18 protein-coding genes are annotated in these 22,081 nt (G+C 59.6%); 11 read left to right on the forward strand and 7 right to left on the reverse strand.

The window, feature by feature from the left end; genetic code table 11:
- Positions 1 to 54: 54 nt before the first annotated feature.
- A complete protein-coding gene (gene thrC, locus RX395_RS08240) occupies positions 55 to 1,572 on the reverse strand; it encodes a threonine synthase (RefSeq protein WP_316366811.1) in 1,518 nt (505 codons plus the stop codon).
- Between the two features lie 104 nt (positions 1,573 to 1,676).
- On the opposite strand from thrC, the gene RX395_RS08245 reads away from it, so the two are divergent.
- From RX395_RS08245 to RX395_RS08255, 3 genes are all read left to right on the forward strand, one after another.
- A complete protein-coding gene (locus tag RX395_RS08245; RefSeq protein ID WP_055252594.1) occupies positions 1,677 to 3,065 on the forward strand; it encodes an aspartate kinase in 1,389 nt (462 codons plus the stop codon).
- Positions 3,066 to 3,238: 173 nt separating this feature from the next.
- A complete protein-coding gene (locus RX395_RS08250; protein WP_316366813.1) occupies positions 3,239 to 4,270 on the forward strand; it encodes an aspartate-semialdehyde dehydrogenase in 1,032 nt (343 codons plus the stop codon).
- Between the two features lie 229 nt (positions 4,271 to 4,499).
- Positions 4,500 to 5,078 carry a methylated-DNA--[protein]-cysteine S-methyltransferase gene (locus RX395_RS08255; protein ID WP_316366814.1) on the forward strand — a complete coding sequence of 193 codons (579 nt, stop codon included), beginning with the start codon at positions 4,500 to 4,502 and terminating at the stop codon, positions 5,076 to 5,078.
- Between the two features lie 311 nt (positions 5,079 to 5,389).
- On the opposite strand, the gene RX395_RS08260 is transcribed toward RX395_RS08255, so the two are convergent.
- Positions 5,390 to 6,028 (reverse strand): GyrI-like domain-containing protein, encoded by a 639-nt coding sequence (locus RX395_RS08260; protein WP_316366816.1) that lies wholly within the window; start codon positions 6,026 to 6,028, stop codon positions 5,390 to 5,392.
- A gap of 271 nt (positions 6,029 to 6,299) precedes the next feature.
- Here RX395_RS08260 and RX395_RS08265 point away from each other — a divergent pair, with 271 nt between their 5' ends.
- Positions 6,300 to 7,001: an ABC transporter ATP-binding protein gene (locus tag RX395_RS08265; protein ID WP_117790890.1), complete on the forward strand. Its 702-nt coding sequence runs from the start codon at positions 6,300 to 6,302 to the stop codon at positions 6,999 to 7,001.
- A 5-nt stretch (positions 7,002 to 7,006) separates the two neighbouring features.
- Entirely contained in the window at positions 7,007 to 9,772 is a 2,766-nt protein-coding gene (locus RX395_RS08270; RefSeq protein WP_229077153.1) for an FtsX-like permease family protein, read from the forward strand.
- Positions 9,773 to 10,308: 536 nt separating this feature from the next.
- Here the strand turns inward: RX395_RS08270 and RX395_RS08275 are convergent.
- The gene (locus RX395_RS08275) at positions 10,309 to 11,388 is read right to left on the reverse strand and encodes a 6-phosphofructokinase (RefSeq protein WP_316366819.1); all 1,080 of its coding nucleotides are present in this window, start codon (positions 11,386 to 11,388) and stop codon (positions 10,309 to 10,311) included.
- Positions 11,389 to 11,528: 140 nt separating this feature from the next.
- Positions 11,529 to 12,614 carry a carcinine hydrolase/isopenicillin-N N-acyltransferase family protein gene (locus RX395_RS08280; RefSeq protein ID WP_316366820.1) on the reverse strand — a complete coding sequence of 362 codons (1,086 nt, stop codon included), beginning with the start codon at positions 12,612 to 12,614 and terminating at the stop codon, positions 11,529 to 11,531.
- A gap of 161 nt (positions 12,615 to 12,775) precedes the next feature.
- On the opposite strand from RX395_RS08280, the gene RX395_RS08285 reads away from it, so the two are divergent.
- Positions 12,776 to 14,161 (forward strand): M18 family aminopeptidase, encoded by a 1,386-nt coding sequence (locus RX395_RS08285; protein ID WP_316366822.1) that lies wholly within the window; start codon positions 12,776 to 12,778, stop codon positions 14,159 to 14,161.
- Positions 14,162 to 14,416: 255 nt separating this feature from the next.
- Here the strand turns inward: RX395_RS08285 and RX395_RS08290 are convergent, their stop codons facing one another.
- From RX395_RS08290 to RX395_RS08300, 3 genes are all read right to left on the reverse strand, one after another.
- A complete protein-coding gene (locus tag RX395_RS08290; RefSeq protein ID WP_316366824.1) occupies positions 14,417 to 15,352 on the reverse strand; it encodes a D-2-hydroxyacid dehydrogenase in 936 nt (311 codons plus the stop codon).
- A gap of 132 nt (positions 15,353 to 15,484) precedes the next feature.
- A complete protein-coding gene (gene map, locus RX395_RS08295; RefSeq protein WP_035137617.1) occupies positions 15,485 to 16,372 on the reverse strand; it encodes a type I methionyl aminopeptidase in 888 nt (295 codons plus the stop codon).
- Between the two features lie 160 nt (positions 16,373 to 16,532).
- Entirely contained in the window at positions 16,533 to 17,309 is a 777-nt protein-coding gene (locus RX395_RS08300) for a radical SAM protein (protein WP_316366826.1), read from the reverse strand.
- Positions 17,310 to 17,534: 225 nt separating this feature from the next.
- Between RX395_RS08300 and RX395_RS08305 the strand changes: the two genes are divergently transcribed.
- The 5 genes from RX395_RS08305 to RX395_RS08325 all read left to right on the forward strand — a co-directional run bounded on the left by RX395_RS08305 (position 17,535) and on the right by RX395_RS08325 (position 21,932).
- Positions 17,535 to 18,332: an alpha/beta fold hydrolase gene (locus RX395_RS08305; protein WP_316366828.1), complete on the forward strand. Its 798-nt coding sequence runs from the start codon at positions 17,535 to 17,537 to the stop codon at positions 18,330 to 18,332.
- A gap of 210 nt (positions 18,333 to 18,542) precedes the next feature.
- On the forward strand, positions 18,543 to 20,423 hold the full coding sequence (locus tag RX395_RS08310) for a diguanylate cyclase (protein ID WP_316366830.1): 1,881 nt from the start codon (positions 18,543 to 18,545) through the stop codon (positions 20,421 to 20,423).
- Between the two features lie 23 nt (positions 20,424 to 20,446).
- Entirely contained in the window at positions 20,447 to 20,803 is a 357-nt protein-coding gene (locus RX395_RS08315; protein ID WP_022094661.1) for an Hpt domain-containing protein, read from the forward strand.
- A gap of 230 nt (positions 20,804 to 21,033) precedes the next feature.
- Positions 21,034 to 21,594 carry a hypothetical protein gene (locus RX395_RS08320; protein ID WP_117798465.1) on the forward strand — a complete coding sequence of 187 codons (561 nt, stop codon included), beginning with the start codon at positions 21,034 to 21,036 and terminating at the stop codon, positions 21,592 to 21,594.
- An 8-nt stretch (positions 21,595 to 21,602) separates the two neighbouring features.
- Positions 21,603 to 21,932 carry a helix-turn-helix domain-containing protein gene (locus tag RX395_RS08325; protein ID WP_316366833.1) on the forward strand — a complete coding sequence of 110 codons (330 nt, stop codon included), beginning with the start codon at positions 21,603 to 21,605 and terminating at the stop codon, positions 21,930 to 21,932.
- Positions 21,933 to 22,081: the final 149 nt, after the last annotated feature.

The raw sequence follows: 22,081 nt of genomic DNA on the forward strand, positions 1-22,081 counted from the left end.
TAGGTATCTGATAAAAGAAGGTGCGCCGGCTTTCGCCGGCGCCTTATAAGGGGTTTAGTTGGTTGCTATCTTTTTTGCAGCCTGCTCTACGTAGCTGGCCATCTCATCGACGTCGCAGACGTCTTCGAAGCGGACGGGCTTGGACTCGAGCTCGGCGAGCTGTGCCGGGGCGACCGTGTTGGTTGCCTGCTCGAGCACGTGCATGGCCTCAAAGTCGTCCTCGGGAACGTCGAGCCCCAGGGCGTCGCAGCAGGCGCGCGGGAACTTGTAGGGGCTGGCGGTCGAAAGCAGCACACGGGCCTTGGCGCCCTCGGCGGGAGCGACCTTTTCAAAGACGTGATAGCCGCAAGCAGTGTGCGGGTCGATTACGTAGCCGTTCGCATCCCAGCAGCTCTTGATGGCAGCGCGGACTTCGTCTTCGCTGGCCCAACCGCAGCCAAAGACGCTCTGAATCTTTGCCAGCAGGTCGGCGGGAACCTCGTAGCGACCAGTCTGTGCCAGCTGCTCCATAAGGCCGGCAACGAGTTCGCAGTCGCCATCGGACAGGAAGTACAGCATGCGCTCCAGGTTAGAGCTGATGAGGATATCCATCGACGGCGAGATGGTGGTGAAGAACGGACGGTTGCGGTCGTAGACGCCGGTGGTCAGGAAGTCGGCGAGCACGTTGTTCTTGTCGCTGGCCACGACGAGTTTGGCGACGGGCAGACCCATGCGCTTGGCGTAGTAGCCGGCCAAGATATCGCCAAAGTTGCCGGTGGGCACACAGAACTCCACGGCGTCGCCGGCCTCGATGGCGCCGGCGCGCAGCAACTGCGCATAGGCGGCAAAGTAGTAGACGACCTGCGGTACCAGACGGCCGACATTGATGGAGTTGGCGCTCGAAAGCACCGTGCCAGCAGCCTCCAGGCGCTCGGCAAGCTCCTTATCGGCAAAGATGCGCTTGACGGCACTCTGGGCATCGTCGAAGTTGCCGCGGATGCCGCAGACGGCGACGTTATCGCCCTCCTGTGTGGACATCTGCAGGTTCTGGACGCGGCTGACCTTGCCCTCGGGATAAAAGACGGTGATGCCCGTGCCCGGAGCGTCGGCAAAGCCGGCGAGTGCTGCCTTGCCCGTGTCGCCCGACGTGGCGGTGACGATCATGATGCGCTCGGCGCCGCCGTCCTTGGCGGAAGTGCGGGCCATCAAGCGGGGGAGCATCTGCAGGGCGACGTCCTTAAAGGCACTCGTGGGGCCGCCAAAGAGCTCCATCACATAGGTCTGAGGGGCGTCAGCGCCCGGCGCAGCGTCGAGTTTGACGAGCGGCGTAACCTCTTCACTCGCGAACGTGCCGCGGTATGCCTCGTCGACACACGCCGAAATTTCTTCGGCCGTGTAATCATTCAGTAACATTCCCAACACATCTTGAGCGATTTCAAAGTACGATTTATCTGCAAGCGAGCTGATATCGACCTGCTGGGTGCCGAGCTCGTCCGAGACAAACAAACCCCCGTCGGGAGCGATGCCGGTGCGGATTGCCACCTTACTTGAGCACGATAAAGTGCGTCCTCGTGTACTATGATAAGTTCCCATATAACACTGCTCCTCGGATGCCTTGGTCCCAATCGGTGAAACTATGGTATCAGAGCGCGCAAAATAGGTTCGCAGAGGCTTTTTAGAAAGGTAACCTCCAGCCCATGATTAAGATTGCCAAGTTTGGCGGCTCGTCGGTCGCCGACGCCGAACACTTTAAGAAGATCAAGGCCATCGTCGATGCCGACCCGGCTCGCCGTTTTGTGGTGGTTTCTGCCTGCGGTCGCCGCTTTAAGGGCGACACCAAGGTGACCGACCTGCTCTACCTGGTTAACGCGCACGTTAAGTACCACGTGTCGTGCGAGGAACTGCTCGAGGACATTGGCCAGCGCTATTTTGATATCGCTGACGAGCTGGAGCTCACCTATCCCATCCGTGAGGAGTTCGCGGCCTTTGCCGAGCGCGCCCGCTCGGGCGGCTACTCCACCGAGGAGCTTGTGAGCCGTGGCGAGTACTTTACCGCCCGCCTGATGGCCGAGTACCTGGGCTTACCGTTCCTGGACGCCGCGACGGTTGTGGCGTTCCATCACGACGGTACGCTCAGCATGAATCGTACCTCCGAGTTGGTGCAGGAGTACGGTCAGCAGGGCGGCTTTGTTATGCCCGGTTTCTACGGCGCGACGCGTGAGGGCCAGATCAAGCTGCTCGATCGTGGCGGCGGCGATATCTCGGGCTCGATTCTGGCCAAGTGCCTGGGCGCCGATCTGTATGAGAACTGGACCGACGTCTCGGGCTTCTATTCTGCCGATCCGCGTATTGTTCCCGAGGCTCAGCCCATCGCCCGCGTTACCTACGAGGAGCTGCGCGAGCTTTCGTACATGGGTGCGAGTGTCCTGCACGAGGAGGCCGTGTTCCCCGTGCGCGAGGCCGGCATTCCGCTGGTCATCAAGAACACCAATGCGCCACAGGACCCCGGCACCATCATTAGCGAGACGGCTGACGAGGGCGAGGCAGAGCCCATCATTACCGGCGTGACCGGCAAGCGCGGTTTTGTCGCCATCAACGTGGCCCGCGACCGCACCAAGCCCCGCGTTGGCTTTATGCGCCGTGCGCTTTCGGTCTTCGAGCGCTATGACGTTTCCGTCGAGCATATGCCCACCGGCGTCGACCGCTTTGGCGCCGTGGTGCAGGAGCAGGATGTGCACGATTCGCTGTACTCGCTTGTGGGCGACATCCAGCAGGAGGTCGAGCCGCTCGAGATCGAGGTCGTTGAGGGTCTGGCGCTTATCGCTACCGTCGGTCGTAACCTGCGCGGCCGCGCAGGTATCTCGGGCCATCTGTTTGGCATGCTCGGCCAGGCCGGCGTGAGCGTGCGCATGATTTCGCAGAGCTGTGACGAGATCAATATCATTATTGGTGTCGAGGAGAAGGACTTCGACCTGGCGATTCAGACCATTTACCGTGCCTTCTCCGACGAAAACGGCATTGTGAAGGTCTCCGATCTGGAGGCTCCTGCGCCGGTCGATCCCGCTCTGGCCGCGCTCAAAAAGTAGCGACTGTTCGGTAGATTTTTGGGTCATGTCTCAAAAATCTACGGCGGGGCGTTTCGTTTCGGTTTCGTTTCGACGGGGCGGATTTCATGCCCGCCCTGTTCTTGTATAAACTGGCAACAATAATCGGCCTGCTCGGCGTGCGGGCAAAAGCCACAACCTTTAAAGGGGGAAGCATGAAACAGTACACGGTTGCTATTTTGGGCGCGACGGGAGCCGTGGGCACCCAGATGCTCGAGTGCCTCAACGAGCAGGAGTTCCCGGTCGGCAAGCTCAAGCTGTTGGCAAGCGCACGCTCCGCGGGCAAGACCGTTGAGTTCCGCGGCGAGCAAATCGTGATCGAAGAGGCTTGTCCCGAGGCCTTTGAGGGCTGTGACATCGTGCTTGGCGCCGCCGGCGACGACATCGCGAAGGAGCTGCTGCCCGAGGCCGTTAAGCGCGGCGCCGTCGTGGTCGACAACAGCCATGCCTTCCGCATGGATCCCGAGGTGCCGCTGGTCGTGCCCGAGATCAATGCCGACGACATCAAATGGCATCACGGCCTTATCGCCAATCCCAACTGCGCGACCATCATCGGCCTGGTTCCCACGTGGCCGCTGCATCAGCTCGCCGGCGTGAAGCGCATGATCGTCTCGACGTACCAGGCGGCTTCGGGTGCTGGCGCTCCCGGTATGGCCGAGCTCGAGGCTCAGCTGGCCGCCCTGGGCCGTGGCGAGGAGATTCCCGAGCCGCGCGCGTTTGCCGCTCAGCTGGCGAGCAACCTGATTCCGCAGATTGGCGGCGTCAAGGAGGAGGGCTTTACCTCCGAGGAGATGAAGCTACAAAACGAGGGCCGCAAGATTATGCATCTGCCCGAGCTGCGCGTGAACTGCACCTGCGTGCGCGTGCCCGTGCTGCGTTCGCACTCCGAGAGCATCACGCTCGAGTTCGAGCGTGACATTACGGTTGACGAGGCCCGTGCTGCGCTGGCTGCCGCTCCCGGCGTCAAGCTGGTTGACGATATGGCTGCCGAGGATGCGCACGACCGCTTCCCCATGCCGATGGATACGTCCGACCAAGACCTGATTTGGGTCGGCCGCGTGCGTCGCGACATCTCGAACCCCGAGGCCGCGCGCGGTATCACCTTCTGGTGCTGCGGTGACCAAATCCGTAAGGGCGCGGCAACCAACGCCGTCCAGATCGCCACACTGGTCTGCGGAGTGTTCTGAAAACTAAGCCCGGCCCCCGCCTGCGGTGACGCTGCTGCAGGCGGCCTACGATGGGGCCGTTATTGGTTGAGGCCGCTGGGCTGATGTGGGGGCGCGCGGCTGTTGCGGGCTCTGGTCCCAGCGGCGGCCTCGGCGCTTTGCGCCTGCTGCCTTGGGTGACTTTGGGGTCGATTGGGGTTGTCTGCACAATTCGCGGTATTATGGTGCGGAGTTTTGAAAGGAGCCGCCGGTGGTCACGACGACGTTTGCTTCGCCTTTGGGCGAAATCTTGCTTGCCGCTGATGGCCGCGGTCTGACGGGGCTTTGGTTTGAGGGGCAGGAGCATTTTGGCTCCACGCTTCTCAAAGAAGATCCCGAACATGTTGAAGGCGCCGATGCAGTTTCTGGTGCTGGCGGCATGTCGTCGGTGAGTCCTGCAAATGGTGCGGCGTCTTCGGTGCTTGAGCGTTCGTGGGCTTGGCTGAATGCTTATTTTGCAGGGCAGGAACCTCGGTTTACGCCGCCGTTGCATTTGATTGGCACGGCGTTTCAGCGTGAAGTTTGGTTTGAGCTGCTTTCTATCCCGCGTGGCGAGGTCGCCACTTATGGCGAAATTGCGGCTCGTGTCGCCGCCCGCCATCGTGTACCGGGAAACGAGGCGCCCGTTGTGTCCCCCCGTGCGGTGGGGGCTGCGGTCGCTCGCAACCCTGTTTCGATTATCGTGCCGTGGCATCGCGTGGTGGCGGCCGATGGTTCGCTCAACGGATATGCCGGCGGGCTCGATCGCAAGGAGTGGCTACTTCGGCTCGAGGGTGCGTACGAGGAGTAACGCTCGAGTACTTTGCCTGAAGTAGCCGACTTCGACCAAAGCTCGCTCGAGTTCGCTTTGATCAGAGCACTTAAGACCCTTGTTTTCTGTCAATAGTGCTATCTGTTCGTTGATGGATATCCACGACTTCTGGTATTTCATTTAAGCCTCTTGATATAAAAAGAGCTGGAGTTGCGCATCGTTGAGAGGCTTTCCAGCTTTAGAGACATAAAATTATAAGATACGATGACCTGCGTCAAGGAAGCTGCCAGATGACCTTGGAGCGGCTGATTGCCTGGACTAAAACCTGATGCGCGGGACGGCGCCCCACGCTATTCAGCGCGCTTGATAGGATGACGGACCACAGTCTTAAGTTTCTCCGGTGCACATTTGCGTGGATCGGAGAGATAGATTTCGTGATGGAAACGGGTGTCTGAGAAGTCGGGGACATAGCCCTGCTCGGCCGTGTATTCATGCATAGCGTCTACGGTCGCCGGTTCGTTGTCGTAGGGCCCGGTGTGCATGCATTGGACGCAGAGGCCCTCGTCAACTTTAAGCAGTTCGACGGCGGAAAAGTCCAGTTTCTTTTTGGTCGTGGCTTCCGCGACTGCCCAGTCAAAGTTATCTCGGGTGACGAAATCGGGCAGGCGAATGCACGAGATAAAGTTGAAATCGTCCTTGCGTACATAATCGATGTCGCCGCTCGGGGAGTCTTGCCACCAGAAACCCTCGAGCGGCGGTACCACAAAGTCGAAATAGCCCTCGATACTCCTTGAGCCTTTCTTCGACATCTTGACGGTATAGGCGATGCCGTAAAGCAGCGGCAGGGCGTTTTGATACTCGCCACCTTCGGTATTTGGGTCGCCCTTTCCGCGAACGGCAACGTAGCTCATAGGCGGGACAGTTACGATACTCGGCTTGCTTGCAGGTCTGTAGAGCTCCTTGCATTCCTTCTTAAAGTCGAACGCCATGTTGGCCGCCTTTCTGCGTATTGGCCTGCTTAGATAGTGGAATCATATCATAGAAACGAACAGCTGTTCGAATGATTTGGTTGACAGATAGAGATACGTGCGTTGTGTTTGGCGGTCGGCTTGACCCTGTCGATGATTTCTCTGTCTCCCCGGCGCCTCATCTATGGCTGCCGTTTCCCCATATAAAACCTGCCAAAATGAACCTGTCCCTTTTTGGTCGGTGCGAAATGGGTAATACTAAAGAGTTATCCGACCAGATGGGAACCAATCGATGGCCTATATCGAATTCAAAGATGTCATCAAGGCATACGGCGAGGGCGACGCCCGTATTCATGCGCTCGACGGCGCGAGCTTTACGGTCGAGCGCGGTGAGCTCGCCATTATCCTGGGCGCCTCGGGTGCTGGCAAGACCACGGCGCTCAACATCCTGGGCGGCATGGATACGGCGACTTCCGGCACCGTGACGGTGGACGGGCGCGACGTGAGCTCCGCCAACGAGGCGCAGCTTGTTGAATACCGCCGCGCCGACGTCGGCTTTGTCTTCCAGTTCTACAATCTGGTTCCCAACCTGACGGCACTCGAAAACGTTGAGCTCGCAGCTCAGATCTGCCCCGATTCGCTCGATGCCGAGCAAACGCTTTGCCAGGTTGGCCTGGGCGACCGACTCGCTAACTTTCCGGCGCAGCTTTCGGGCGGCGAGCAGCAGCGCGTGTCCATTGCCCGTGCACTGGCAAAGAACCCCAAGCTGCTCCTGTGCGACGAGCCCACGGGCGCGCTCGACTATAAAACCGGCAAGCAGATCTTGCAGCTGCTGCAGGACACTTGCCGCAAGCAGGGCATTACGGTCATCATCATCACCCACAACTCCGCGCTGGCGCCCATGGCCGATCGCCTGATCCGCTTTAAGAACGGTCGCGTGGAGAGCGAGACGGTCCAGCAAAATCCCGTGCCTATCGAGACGATCGAGTGGTAGCGCCCATGGACCAAGACCGCCAAAACAGCCTACGCCGCGACGCGCAGAACACGGAGCGCGAGCAGGATTTTACGACCTACCGCACTGCCCAAAGCTCAAACGATATGGTGCCGACGGTTTTTCGCCGTGGCATCTACCGCACAATCCGAGGCAGTCTTAAGCGCTTTTTGTCAATCGTGGTCATCACCGCGCTTGGCGTGAGCGTGATGTGCGGCCTTAAGGCGGGTTGCGAGGACCTGTGTGATTCGGTTGATGCCTACTTCGACCAGCAAAATGTCTATGACATTAACGTGCAGTCGACCTATGGCCTGACTGACGATGATCTCGACGCCATACAAGAGGTCGATGGCGTCGAAACGGCCGAGGGCATCTACACCGAGACCGCCTACACCGCCGTGGGCACAACGCGCGAGCGCGTGGTCGTGCAGAGTCTCTCCAAGGAGAACATCGATCAGCCGGTGCTCGTGAACGGCGATTTGCCCGAGAGCGCCGATGAAGTCGCGGTGACTTCGAAGTTCCTGAAGGCATCGGGCAAGAAAATCGGCGATACGGTGAGTTTTGCCGCCAATGACGCGAGCTCGTCCAATCAAAGCGCCAAGGACCAGTTTGCCGCGGGCGATTACACCATTACGGCTGAGGTCCTCGACCCCACTGATGTAAGTTCTGACTCGACAGTCAACGCCTTTCGCGCTGCTTCGGCGGCGGACTATAAGTTCTATGTGAGCGAGGACGCCGCGACATCTTCTTCCTACTCCGCGGTCCACGTGATCGTTGAGGGAGCCAAGAGCCTCAACTCCTATTCGGATTCCTACGCGGCAAAGATCAATGAGGTCAAGGGCAATATCGAGAAGATCCGCGAGGAGCGTGAGAAGGCGCGCGCCCAGGAGCTGACGGTCGACACGCCGGCGAGCTTGGACGCGGCTGAGCGTCAGGCGAATATGCTCTTTGGGATTGAGCAGGACAACATCAATCGCATGGCCGAGGGCAGCGACGAGCGTGCGCAGGCGCAAGCCGACCTGGATCAGCGTCGCGCCGCCGCCGATCAACAGTTTGCCGATGCCCGCGCCGAGCTTTCCGATCTGGGCGAATGCACCTGGTACATCCAGGACCGCGGCAACATCGCAAGCTACTCGAGCGTGGAGAGCGACAGCTCGTCAATTGAGGCCATCGCCACGGTGTTCCCGTTCATCTTCTTTATCGTCGCCGTGCTCATCAGCCTTACCACCGCCACGCGTATGGTCGAGGAGGAGCGCACGCTCATCGGCCTGTATAAGGCACTCGGTTATTCGCGCGGACGCATCCTGTCCAAATACGTGGACTATGCGCTGTGGGCTTGTCTGATCGGCGGCGTGCTCGGCAACATCATCGGATTTGTGGGCCTGCCGCTGTTCCTGTTTACGGTGTTCGACGACATGTACTCACTGCCCCAGATGCTGCTTTCGTACGACATCGTGTCCTCGATCGTTTCGGTGGCGCTGTTTGCCGTGGGCGTGGTGGGCGCCACGATTATCGCCTGCCGCCACGAGATGGCCGAGACCCCGGCCTCGCTTATGCGTCCCAAGGCCCCGCGCGCTGGCTCGCGCATTCTGCTCGAGCGCATCGGCTTTATCTGGCGCCGCATGGGCTTTTTGAACAAGGTCGCTGCACGCAACCTTTTCCGCTATAAAAAGCGCGCCTTTATGACCATCTTTGGCATCGCGGGTTGCACCGCGCTTGTGATTTGCGGTATGGGTATTCGCGACACGTCGGTCGCGCTTTCGCCCAAGCAGTACGGCCACATCACACGCTACGATCTGCTGGCGGTCGCCAATCCCGACGATTTTTCGCAGACGTGCGCGGCGCTCGACGAGCGAAGCGCAGCCAGGGATTCCGGTGTGACCGTAACTTCGACGCTGCCGATCATGACTGACAACGTTACCTTTACGTTTGGCGGCAAGAGCGAGACCGTGCAGCTGATCGTGGTGCCCGATGACCGCACGAACGATCTGGACGACTACGTTCGCCTTGAGGATGAGTCCAAAGAGCCGCTGTCTTTGCGTGACGGAGACGTGTATCTGAGCAAGAGTTCACAGCTGGTACTGGGGATTCAGCCGGGCGATACGGCGCACGTCCAGGATTCGTCGCTCAATGTTGCTAAGGTCAAGGTTAGCGACATCTCGCTCAACTATCTGGGCAACACGCTTTACATGACGCAGGGCACCTATGAGCGCGTGTTCGGTCGAAGCGCACGCCTCAACGGTATCTTTGTGCTGCTTAAGGGCTCGTCGGCCGACCAGATCGCGTTTAGCAAGAAGCTTAAGAGCGACGGTTGGCTCACCATCTCGAGCACGGCCGAGCATTGGGAGAACTATGAGGCGAACTTTGCGATTATCAATTCCGTCGTGGTGCTCGTGACCTTTATGGCGGCGTGCCTGTCGTTTGTGGTGGTGTTTACGCTGTCCAACACGAATATCTCCGAGCGCGAACGCGAGCTGGCGACCATCAAGGTGCTGGGCTTCCGCCGTGGCGAGGTGCACCATTACGTCAACAAGGAGACGTTGATCCTCACGGCAATTGGCGCCGCGCTGGGCGTGCCACTGGGCGGCTTGCTGGCCGAGAGTTTTACGTACATTTTGCAGATGCCGTCGCTGTACTTTGACGTCGAAGTCGAGCCGCTAAGCTACGTGCTCGCCGTGGTGCTTTCCTTTGGCTTTACGTTTATCGTCAACCTAGCCACCAATCGTACCCTCAACAAGATCGACATGGTCGGCGCCCTCAAAAGCGCCGAGTAACCTGCCTGGGATTCAAGCTGTAGCGAGCTGTAATGTACCACAACCGCATTTTTGCATAAACCGCCCCGCCGATTGCATATTTCGGCGGGGTGGTTGCTTTTTGCCCGCGGGTACCCCAGGGGGCGACGTGCAAATTCCGGAGTATTCAGCATCCCGGAGCCCGCGGGTGCGGGAGCGGGCGCACAAAAGCGCATTGAAAGCCTGACTTTGAGCTCCGGCGCCTCGAGGACCGCTCATTTTTTGCAGAATGCGGCCCGCGGCGCCTGTCTCTCGCCCAAAATCCAGTATGCAGGCACCCTCGGCTGCTGAATACTCCCAAAAATGCACGCCGCATCCTACCCCAGGCACTTGCAGCAAGAAGACGAATAGCCACGGCCTCCCCGGTTACCGCAGGAGGCCCCAGGGCTTACCTCCCAAATCTTTCCGCAGGACGGAAGGATCCCGCCGCGCGAAGCGCACGGCGGGATTCTGACATGTCCGAGGACGATTTGGGAGGTAAGCCCTGGGGTCTCCGATGAGAGCAGTTTCGGCTGAGGCTATTCGTCGCCGAAGCTGATGCCCAGCGCCTTGGCCTCGCGCACCAGATCACTCTGGGGGTCGACATACTTGAGCTTGCCGGCGACTTCCTCGAGCGGCATGTGGCACATCTTGCCGTCACGCAGGGCAATCATGTAGCCAAACTCGCCGCGTAGACAGCCCAGTGCCGCCTCGACGCCGCACTGGGTCGCAAAGATGCGGTCCTGGGCGTCGGGCTGGCCGCCGCGCTGCGTGTGGCCGGGGATGGCGACGCGGGTCTCGCGACCGGTCTTGGCCTCGATCTCCTTGGCGATGTCGTAGACGATCGACGGGCTCGTGCGCTCGGCGAGCTTCTTCTTGTACTCCTTCTTGGACAGCGCCGCGTCCTCCTTGGAGATAGCGCCCTCGGCGACGGCCACGATGGTAAAGCGGCTGCCGGTCTCCATGCGATGCTCGATGGTCTTGATGACCTGGTCCATGTCGTAGGGGATCTCGGGAATCAAGATGACATCCGCGCCGCCCGCGACGCCGGCGTACAGCGGGATCCAGCCAACCTTGTGGCCCATGATCTCGATGACGAACACGCGGCCGTGGCTTGAAGCGGTGGTGTGGATGTCGTCGATGCACTTGGTGGCGACGTCGATGGCGCTCGTAAAGCCAAACGTCATCTCGGTGCCCCAGGTGTCGTTATCGATGGTCTTGGGCAGAGCGATAACGTTGAGGCCCTCTTCGCGCAGGCGGTTGGCGGTCTTGGTGGAGCCGTTGCCGCCCAGCATAAACAGGCAGTCGAGCTGCAACTTGTGATAGGTGTGGACCATCGCGGGCACCTTCTCGACGCCGTCGGCCTCGGGAATGTTCAGGCGCTTGAACGGCGTGCGGCTCGTGCCTAGGATGGTGCCGCCGCGGGTGAGGATACCGCTAAAATCGGCGGGCGTCATGACGCGGAACCTGCTGTAGATAAGGCCCTGATAGCCGTCCTCAAAGCCATAAATCTCGATAGGCTCTTCGCTATTGGTCATAAGCGTTTTGACAATGCCGCGCATGGTGGCGTTGAGCGCCTGGCAGTCGCCGCCACTGGTAAGAAGACCGATCCTAAGCATGGTGAATCCTTCCGGGCAAGTTATAACATGCGCATAAGTTTACCCCCGCACACTGTTGATGCGGGGGTAAAACGTGTTAGCTCAAGCGTATGGAAATGTAAGCAACGTCAGGCGAGCGTAAGGACGACGGTGCCAGCGCCTTACAGCGCGAAGGCATCGACGTCGCCCCAGTGGCGGCGCAGCGTGATGGCGGCAGCGGGCTCGGTGTTGTCAAAGACGACCGACCACTGCGTATTGCTGGTGATGTCTTCCGGATTGGGCTCTTGCGCTGCGGCGCGTAGGGCCTTCCGAGCGACTGCCTCGTCCTGGGCACCGACATGGGCGTCAAGGACATCGGCGATTGCGACGGCGCGCTCTTTACCATGGCCCAGCTCGCCATTCTTTTGGTTGGGCAGCACTTCGTCGCCATAGCAGGCATAGAAGTTCGTAACCTGGCGTACAGGAGTCACTTTGCATGCACGGTCGGGGTCGCGCGGATCCCACTCCACCACCCGCGCGTCACCGGCGGCGTCGTTGATAAAGAAGTGGTAATCGCGTCCTGCCATGGCGTGCATGTCGTAGGCGGAAAGCAGGTCGACAGCTTCTTGCGTGGTGGCGGCACGGTCGAGCACCAGACGGATGGCGAGCGAGGTATTGATGACGGGACGTTGCGTGTCCTGGTCACAGGGCTTGGAATCCAGAGTGAGTACGGCAATGGACACGCCGCATTCGTTAACACCGTCGAGCTGGGCAAACGGGCCCATCAACGCCGCGGCGCGTCCGGCGACGGAGTCAAGCGGAGTGTTATCGCCCAGGTTGTTAAGGGCGGCAAGCCCGATGGAAGCATAGCCGCCGCGTGGGTGATTGCGCACCAGCAGCGCCGAGGTGTCGTCCTTAAAGTCGTAATTGCGACCGGTGCGCACGCGGCCTTCGGCATCTACGGCGACAAAAGCGCTGCAGGCAAACTGGGGCGCCTGGACATGTGCCGGCACACCGGGCAGCACCTGCGCCACCACGGCATCGATGTAGGCCTGGTCGTCGCGCACGCCAGCGGCGATGATGCGATCGAGATCGTAGTCGTAGGCGATGTCGATTGCGTACAGGTCATAGCCATCCGCGTAGCCGGTCAAGCGTTTGAGCGACGCGGCGGACTTGATTTGCTTGCGGTAAACGATACCGGTGGCAGCGGCAAGGCCGACGGCGACTCCCGCGACACCGCAGGCGATGGCAATGTTACGTGGCTTCATGACGGCTCCTCTCGTCCTGTTAGCGTAATTGTCGCAAAAGGAGCGCGGGCATGATGGCTCAACTTGGTGAGCGGCGCGGGATTAAACATGGAATGAAGAGTGCGGCGCTGGCGTGGCGGGGTATGCTGGAGGGGACCATCAACCCAGCGAAAGGGGAGAGCATGACGGATCAGGAAACGCCCGAGCGCGCGCATGTGACGGCCGACGATATCGAGGCCGCCAACGACCTCATCGACTTTATCGAGGCATGTCCCAGCATGTTCCATACGGCGGCGACCATTATGGCCGAGCTCGACGAGGCGGGCTTTACCTACCTGCCCGAGAACGCGGCGTGGGACATCGAGCCGGGCGGGCGTTATTACACGCAGCGCAATACCTCGAGCGTTATTGCCTTTAAGGTGGGCGAGGACCTGACCGCGACGTGGGGCGAGGACGGCGTTGCCGGCGACTACCATTTTCAGCTGACGGCGTCGCACAGCGACTCGCCGACGTTTAAGGTCAAGGCCGTGCCCGAGCTCGACGGCGCAGGCGAGACGCTGCGCCTGAACACCGAGGCCTACGGCGGCATGATCGACTACACCTGGTTCGATCGCCCGCTGGCGCTCGCGGGCCGCGTGCTGGTGCGCGAGGGCGACCGTATTGAGAGCCGCCTGCTTTCCACCGAGCGCGAGGTCGCTATTATTCCGAGCCTTGCCATCCATATGAACCGCGGCGTCAACGAGGGCTTTGCGCCCAACCGCGCCGTCGACCTGTGCCCGCTCATCAGCGCCGGTGACCTTAAGCAGGGAGATTTTGACGCCCTGATCGCTGATGAACTGGACGTTGAGCCCGAGCAGATCCTGGGCCGCGATCTGTTCCTGGTCAATCGTCAGGATGCGCGCATTTGGGGCTGGGCCGACGAGTTTATCTCGACGCCCAAGCTCGACGACCTGGCCTGCGCCTACACCTCGCTGCAGGCATTTTTGGGTGCCGAGAACGCGCGCGACGTTTCGGTCTTCTGCTGCTTCGATAACGAGGAGGTTGGCTCCGAGACCAAGCAAGGAGCCATGTCGACGTTCTTGGCCGACGCGCTGCGCCGCATTAACGGATCACTGGGCTTTGACGACGAGTCGTACCATCGCGCCCTTGCCGCCTCGATGCTCGTGAGCTGCGATAATGCGCATGCCGTGCATCCCAACCACGCCGAGAAGTGCGATGCCCGCAACCAGGTCGTGCTCAACGGCGGCATCGTTATCAAGGAAGCCGCCAACCAGCACTACTGCACCGATGCCTTTAGCCGCGCGGTGTTCCAGGCTATTTGCGATGACGCCGACGTGCCCACGCAGGCCTTCGCCAACAAGAGTGATATGGCCGGCGGCTCCACCCTGGGCAACCTGTCGAACATGCAGGCGAGCATGCACGCCGTAGACGTGGGCCTGCCGCAGCTGGCCATGCACTCGAGCTACGAGACCGGCGGCGTACGCGACGTGATGTACGCCATCCGCGCCCTCACCGCCTTCTACGAGCGAAACCTAACCATCAACGGCGCCGAAAGCGTGGAGCTCTAAAATCTGCCAAAAAGGGACAGGTTTACTTTGGCAGGTTTTATTTGGGCAAATGCCGCAATGCCAACAGCTGGACAGAATTGTTATGACACCGCAGGTTGAGCAAACGTCAGCGAGCGATGTCCAGAGCGAACAAGTTGGCATGAAAAAGGCAAGGCATAGACCTTCTGGTCATGCCTTGCCTTTTGAATGACAAATTGTTCGCTCTGGGCGGCGCGCAGCGTCGACCGGTCCGCCGTTCGTTAGAACGGCGGAACCCTAATGCTCGATCCAGCAGCGCAGGGTCTCGCCGGCCTGCAGGTGACGCAGATTCTCCGCGGCGATGTCGACCACGTTGTTGAGCGTGGCTGCCAGGTGGAACCAGCCCGAGACGTGCGGCGTGATGAGCATGTTGGGCGCATCCCACAGCGGGCTTGCGGCAGGCAGCGGCTCGGGGTCGGTGACGTCGACCGCGGCACCGGCGAGATGTCCCGACTCCAGAGCGACAACCAAGTCGTCGGCGACCACAAGATCGCCGCGGCCGCCGTTGGCAAAGAAGGAGCTCGGCTTCATCGCGGCAAAGAACTCGGCGTTCGCCAGGCCGCGGGTCTCGGGTGTGCTGGGCATAAAGGATGCGACGATGTCAGCCTCGGCCAGGCGCTCGGGCAGGGCGTCCATGCCGTCCATGTCCTCAAATACAATGGGGTAGACGAGCGGATGGCGCTTGATGCCGCGGACGTGCGCGCCCATGCTGCGGCAGAGCGTGGCAAAATGGCCGCCGATATCGCCTGCGCCCAGCACCAGCACGTTGGCGTTTTTGAGCGAGGTAACCGGCCCCAAATCCTCCCAGCGATGCTCGCGCTGCAGGTCCTGGTAGCCGGGCAGGCGCTTCATCATAGACAGCACCATGGCAAACATGTGCTCGCTTACTGCCTGGCCATAGGCGCCCACCGAGCAAGACAGTTTGGCATCGGCCGGCACGGTGCCGGCGGCCAAGTAATCGTCATAGCCAGCGGTCTGCAATTGCAACAGCTGGAGATGTTCGCATGCCGTGAGCATGTCAGGGTCGATGTTGCCCAAGATCACGTCGGCATCGGCGACCTGCTCGCGCGTGACGGCGTCGGAGCTCGTGTAGATAAAGTCCTCGCCCGGAGCGCTCGACTCAAGAATTGCGCGATGGCGGTCGTTGACGGGCAGCAAAACCAGAATGTTCACAAGCAGTCCTTTCCGCTTGACCTGCCAAAAAGGGACAGGTTTATTTTGGCAGGTTTTATCAGGCAAAACGCTAAAAAACGCCGGGCTTCGCGATGGGTAACATATCCATCGCGAAGCCCGGCGCATCCACGGCTACCAGCTCAGCAGCTCGTAACCGTCCTCGGTCACCACGAGCTGTACCTCGCACTGGGCCGAATCGCTACCGTCCTTGGTGCGCACACACCAGCCATCGCCCTTGCTGATCTTGATGTCGGGCGCTCCGGCATTGACCATAGGCTCGATGGTAAAGACCATGCCCGGAGCCATGATGGTGTCCACATCGGGTGCCTCGGTGGTAAAGCCCACAAACGGGTCCTCGTGAAACTCCTTACCGATGCCGTGTCCGCCGTACTCGCGCACCACGCTAAAGCCGGCGTCCTCGACCGTCTTTTGCACGGCCTCGGCCATCACAGACAGCGGCAGCCATGGCTTGACGGCCGCCAAACCCGCCTCCACGCTGGCGCGGGTGACGTCGACCAAGCGCTGGCGCTCGGCAGAGACCTCGCCGATGCAGAACATGCGGCTCGAATCACTAAAGTAGCCGTCAAGAATCGTGGAGCAGTCGACGTTGATGATGTCGCCCTCGTGCAGCACATCCGCATCGCAGGGGATACCGTGGCAGACGACGTCGTTGATCGAGGTGCACACGCTCTTGGGATAGCCCTCGTAGTTGAGATCGGCCGGCGTGCCGCCGTGCTCGACGGTGTAGTCGTAGATCATCTGGTCGATCTGGTTGGTGGTCATGCCCGCGGCGATGTGCTCGCCCACGTAATCGAGCACGCCCACGTTGATGGCGGCCGAGCGCTTGATGCCCTCGATATCGGCGGGCGTCTTGTAGAGCGTACGGGGCAGAACCTCCCAGCCCTCCTCCCACAGGCGCTCGAGGCGCTCGTCGAAGGCGCTGTGGCATTTCTTGTACTTCTTGCCGCTGCCGCACCAGCAAGCGTCGTTGCGGCCAGGCACGGGTCCTTTGTCATACATGGCTAACTTCCTTTCATCCGCAGCTAGTATAGCCCACCCACGCGTCCATAAAAGTTGCGGTGATATAGTTCCGATTTAAGCGGTTTAACAGCACAAATAGGAACTATATCACCGCAACTGATGGGGCGGGATGGCTGACACTAGCTGCTGCGTGGTTTTGCTAGTAGCTCACCTGGCAGGGAATGCCGAGGGCTTGGACGCGCTCGGCAATGGCGTCGAGTACCTCAGGCGCTGCTTTGGCAAGGCCGGCGACCGGCGTCTCGCGTGCGACGGTGTAGATGGTCGCCTCCTGCGGGCGAATGCGCTCGAGCGCCGCGAGCCAAGGACCAACGTACTCCTCACCGGTGTTGTCGATGAGCCTGCCCTGATACTCGCCGGTCAAAAAGATCGTCTGGATAATGACATGACCGTTAAAGTTCGCGAACGTCTCGATCTGGTGCTCTACATCGTAGGGGCCAACGGGCTGGTCGAGCAGCTGGATAAATGCCGGGTCGACCGTATCGAGCTTGAGGATGTTGTCGTCGACCATCATGAGCGCATCGTGCACCTGGGGACGGTCGGCGCGCGTGCCGTTGGAAAGCACGGCAATCTTGGTGTTTGGGGCCAGCTGGTCGCGAAGCGCGACGGCACCGGCGATGGCCTGCGGAAACTCCGGCGCGGCGGTGGGCTCGCCGTTGCCGGCAAACGTGATTACATCGGGCAGCTCACCCTCGATTGCCATCTCGTGCAGCTTGGCCTCGAGTGCATCGAGCACCACGGCAGCCGTGTTATAGGGCTCATGGCAGGGGCGCTCGGCGTTGAGGCCGTTTTCGCAATAAATACAGTCGAACGTGCAGATTTTGCCGCTGGCCGGCATCATGTTGACGCCGAGCGAAAGGCCCAGACGGCGGCTGCGGACGGGCCCAAAGATGGGGCTGGCATTTAAAAACGTAGACATAGGCATGTGCTCCTCAAGACAATTGTGCCTAAGCATAGCATCGGCTCCAAAGCAAGGTGCGGGCTCTTGCTTTGCAAGTTTCGTTTTTTCGCGTCGCTCATTATGCCGCGCCATGAAAAGTCTCGGGTCGGGTACAGTTAATCTGTTAACAAGGCGTAAGGCAATGCGGGTCCATCCAACCGTACTGACGTGCAACTGGATGGGCGTTGATGATGGGGGCACAACATGGATTTTACGGTCGAGAATGCGGGCACCACGATTGCCTGTCGCGAATATGCCGGCCCGGATGTGTCGCCTGATGCTCCTGCCTTGGTGTGCGTGCACGGCGCTTGTGTCGACGGCACATTTTTCGACGGCATCGCTTGTGAGCTCAGTCGCAACTACCGCGTAATTGCCTACGACCGCCGCGGCTGTGGTGGCAGCAGCGATGCGGCAGACGGCAGCTATGATCTTGCCACTCAGGCCGCCGACCTGCGAGCCGTGATCGAGTACGTTGGCGCTCCGACAAATGTGCTTGCGCACAGCGCCGGCACGTTGGTGGCGCTGGAGCTTCTTCGCACCGAACCCCATCTTGTCGCCCGTGCGATTCTGCATGAGCCGGCCGTGTCGGCCGAAGGCGTCGGCATGGGCGCAGCTCCGGTTTTGCTCGATATGATTGCGGCTGGAAAGGTTTCAAGGGCGCTCCGGCTTTTCTTGGGAGCCCTCGGCGACTTGGACCCCGAGGCTCCTGGGACGACCGAGGCGGAAGCCAAACATGCCCTACGCAACGGCCGCAGTTTCATGGCAAACGAATACGGGATTACTATGACCTGCGTTCCCGATTGGGATAGCGTCCGCGCGTCAAGAACGGTGAACGCCGTGCTTTTGGGCGAGCTTTCGATCGGCACGCCTCGCGAGGCGGGCACGAGGATAGCGGCTGAGCTTTTGGACTGTCCACTCGTAATGGTTCCCGGCGCGCACAACGGCCTGCGCGATCGCCCGGCAGCGGCTGCCCGGGCTGTCTGCGGCATCCTGGGGCTCTAACACCCGCAATAGTCAAAGCGGCCTTCACCTGCAAACGTTTCGGCCGTGTTAACAACTGTGCTCAAAACCTCACGTCTGCGGCTTCAATCGTGCCGTCTGCCAACTCATAAAAATGTAACAGGATTCACGTGCTTACCTGCATCGACAAGGTGTTACCCTTGTAACATTTGGAACCAACCGCTTCATGCGAAACTATCGAAAGGGCCCCATATGCTCAATAATCACGAGGTCAATCTAACCGACGAGGAGGCTGCCGCCGAGGTCGCCCGTGTCGCGAAGACCTACCCCGTGGTGCGTTTGCTGTCGGCCGATCAGATTAAGAACGAGCCTAACTGCCTACTCGCCGGCAATCGGTGTCCTTGCCTGCGTCATTCAAGTCTTGAGGCCTTGACAGATTCCGATGAGGTGTCGGAGCAACTGCTCAACGATGGCGTTGAGTACCGCGCCCATCTGCGCCCTCTGAAGGTCGAGGGCGAGCCTCACGTCCTGCTGATGGTGCGTCCGATCGATGAGCAAGAGGCCGCAGAAGAGGACCTTGTCTACACCGACGTGCTGACGAGCGTGCGCAATCGCCGATATTACGAGGAAAAGCTCCGAAGCGCCCGCATGAATGCCGGCGTTGCGATGATTGACCTTGATGATTTTAGGGCCTTCAACGATACGTGTGGCCGTCATGCCGGCGACCTTGCACTCGGTGCTGTGGCGACAGCCATACGCAGCGGAATTCGTTCGACTGACGAGCTTGTGCGCTATGGCTGCGACAAGTTTGTGGTCGTCATGCCCAATATTCCCTCCGATGACTTCGCCCGTCGCCTGCATCAGGTGTCCGATGCCGTTCATGCCACGATTGTTCCGGGCCATGAGTACGTGAGCCTGACGGCATGTGTTGGTGGCGTTCGTATTCATGGCGAGACGGTTGATGAGGGCGTTGGCCGCGCTGTCCAGTTACTGAGCCGTGCTAAGGCAAAAGCCGGTACGGTCGTGACCGATGGCGATTTCATCGAGGCCTTCCAAAACGAAAAGCCTTTGGTGCTTATCATCGATGACTCCGAGATGAACCGAGCCATTCTCAACGAGATGCTCAAGGACGAGTATTGCATCCTCGAGGCTGATAACGGTCGTACGGCGCTCGATATGGTCGACCGCTATGGCGATGAGTTGTCGCTCGTGCTACTGGACATTGTCATGCCGGACGTGAGCGGCTTTGAGGTGCTGGCCGATCTGTCGCGCCGATCGGTTGTTGACAAACTACCTGTCATCATGATCTCGAGCGAAGATTCCGACGATGTGGTTCTGCGCGCGTACGAGCTGGGCGCCTCGGACCATATCAGCCGCCCGTTTGACTCCCGTGTCGTGCGCCGCCGTGTAAGCAACACCATCCGCCTATACGCCAAGCAGCGCCGCCTGACGAGCCTGCTGTCCCAGCAGTACAACGAGCGCGTCAAGAACAGTCGCATGCTCATTGACATCATGGCCGGTGTCATGGAACTTCGCAATGGCGAGAGTGGCAGGCACGTTACGAATATCGAAAAGCTGACCGAGCTGCTGCTTGGCTGTCTAGTCCAGCGCAGCGACACCATTTCCCTCGACAACGAGGAACGCTCCACGATTGCCCTGGCTTCGGCGCTGCACGATATCGGCAAGATGGCGATTGACGATGCGATTCTCAACAAACCCGGACGCCTTACGTCCGAGGAGTTCGAGATTATGAAGACGCATACCACGATCGGCGCCGACATGTTGCTTGAGCTGGGTTGCCATCACGTCGGCAATGCGCTTATGGAATATGCGTACCAAATTGCGCGTTGGCACCACGAGCGCTGGGACGGCAAGGGCTATCCCGATGGCCTTAAGGGCGACGAAATTCCCATTGCCGCACAGGTGGTTTCGGTGGCCGACGTGTACGATGCTCTGACGAGCGTGCGTGTGTACAAGGACGCTATTCCGCACAAGGAGGCGATCCAGATGATCCTGGACGGTAAGTGCGGCACCTTTAACCCGCTGTTGCTCGACTGTCTGCTCGAGGTGCAAGACCGTATTGCCGAGACGTTGGCACGCCCCGCCGACGTTGTCGCGTTTCCCACGATTTAGTTTGACCTAAGGAGTTTTAATCCATGATTTCCATGCGTGAGGCGTATGAGAAGATCGGCGCTAATTATGATGACGCGTGCGCTCGGCTGATGGGCGAGGAAATGCTTGCCCGCTTTGCCCTCAAGTTTTTGGATGACGAGAGCATGGACAAGCTGGAGGCCGCCATGGCGGCAGGAGACGCCGAAGGTGCGTTTATGGCAGCGCACACGCTCAAGGGCGTGAGCCAGAACCTGGGATTCGATAATCTGTACGAGCCGGCGGTCGTGGTGACCGAAGCACTGCGCGGCGCCGATGCCGTTGACGGCGCTCGCGAGGGAATGCATGCGTTGCAGCAGCAATATGCGGCAACGATGTCGGCCCTGCGCGAGACGGCCGAATAAGAGCTTGCGGGCCTTGATGACTATGAGAGTGGATAATCTCCCGTTTTAGGCCCGGTGGCGGCCTCAAAGTGGGAGATTATCCACTCTCGTTCGATATGTGTCCAAAAATCCACGCTCACCCCTCCGGGTTAGTAAATGGCCTATGCGCACTGGCGGGGCTTTCCGCATGCAATCAATATCGTTGTTCGATAAACTGTTCGAATAACGATAGAGTCGATGAGGGTGAGTGTATGTCTAACAGCGTTCAGCGTATGGCCAAAGCGGGCGAAAATATCAGGAAGCTTGGCTTTTGCATGGCAGCCGTTTTTGCAGGGATGCTCGTCGCTTTTGCCGCGTTGGTTGTTTACGTGATCTGGTATGCGGTTGCAAACGTTGCCTCTGTCGATTCTTTCGGCGTCGTGACGCTTCTCGATGGCGGGTGCATCGTTATCCCAAGCGGACTGTGCCTGGCACTCGTCGTGGGTATTTCGCTTGTCGTTCTGTGTGGGATCAGCCGTAACATCTCGCGAGGCGTCTCGCCCTTTACCAAGACGCATGTGCGGCTTATCCGTGTTCTTGCGCTTGCCTTTGCTGTTAACGCCGCGGTTTCGCTTATTGGTGCCTACGGATCGGTCAATCTTACCATTGGTGGGCTGGAGCTTTACGTCGTGCCTCATTCCTTCGTTATTGAGATTTGCCAAGGCGTTGCCTTTGATGCGGGGTCGCTTATCGGCGCGGCTGTCTGTCTGTGTATCTCGGTGATCTGGAGTTATGCCTCGCTGCTCCAAGAGCAGTCTGACGAGCTTGTGTAGGAGGAAGCATGAGCTATCTCATCATCGAGCTTGAGACGCAGCTACTTAAGACCGGAAAGACCAGTGCTGATCTGATTCGTGCCACGGGGCATACTCCGGCTAATATTTCTAAGCTAAGAAACGGAAAAATTAAAGCTATTCGCCTTAAGACGCTTCTCGATATTTGCGATGAACTTGACTGTCAACCGGGAGATATTATTCAGCGCGTGAGCGAGAAAGAGCTTGAGGAGCTTATTGTTGAGCGTGCAAAAAATGTCGTGAGGCAGATGCGGGACGGCGGAGGCAATGAGGCGTTGCTTCCGACATCAGTCTTTGCTGTAGATTTGAGCGACGAGTAGCATAAAGCGAACAACTATAACGAAATCTAACAGTTTAGATAACAGGTGATGATTCGGGGACCGCAAGGCCCCCGAATGCTATGCTCTTCCCAGCCAAACAGAGAATTTGCCCGAGCGCCCACCCGGATCTTTGTTTGGCGACAATCCCT

The organism is Collinsella aerofaciens (assembly GCF_032584215.1).
GTDB lineage: Bacteria > Actinomycetota > Coriobacteriia > Coriobacteriales > Coriobacteriaceae > Collinsella.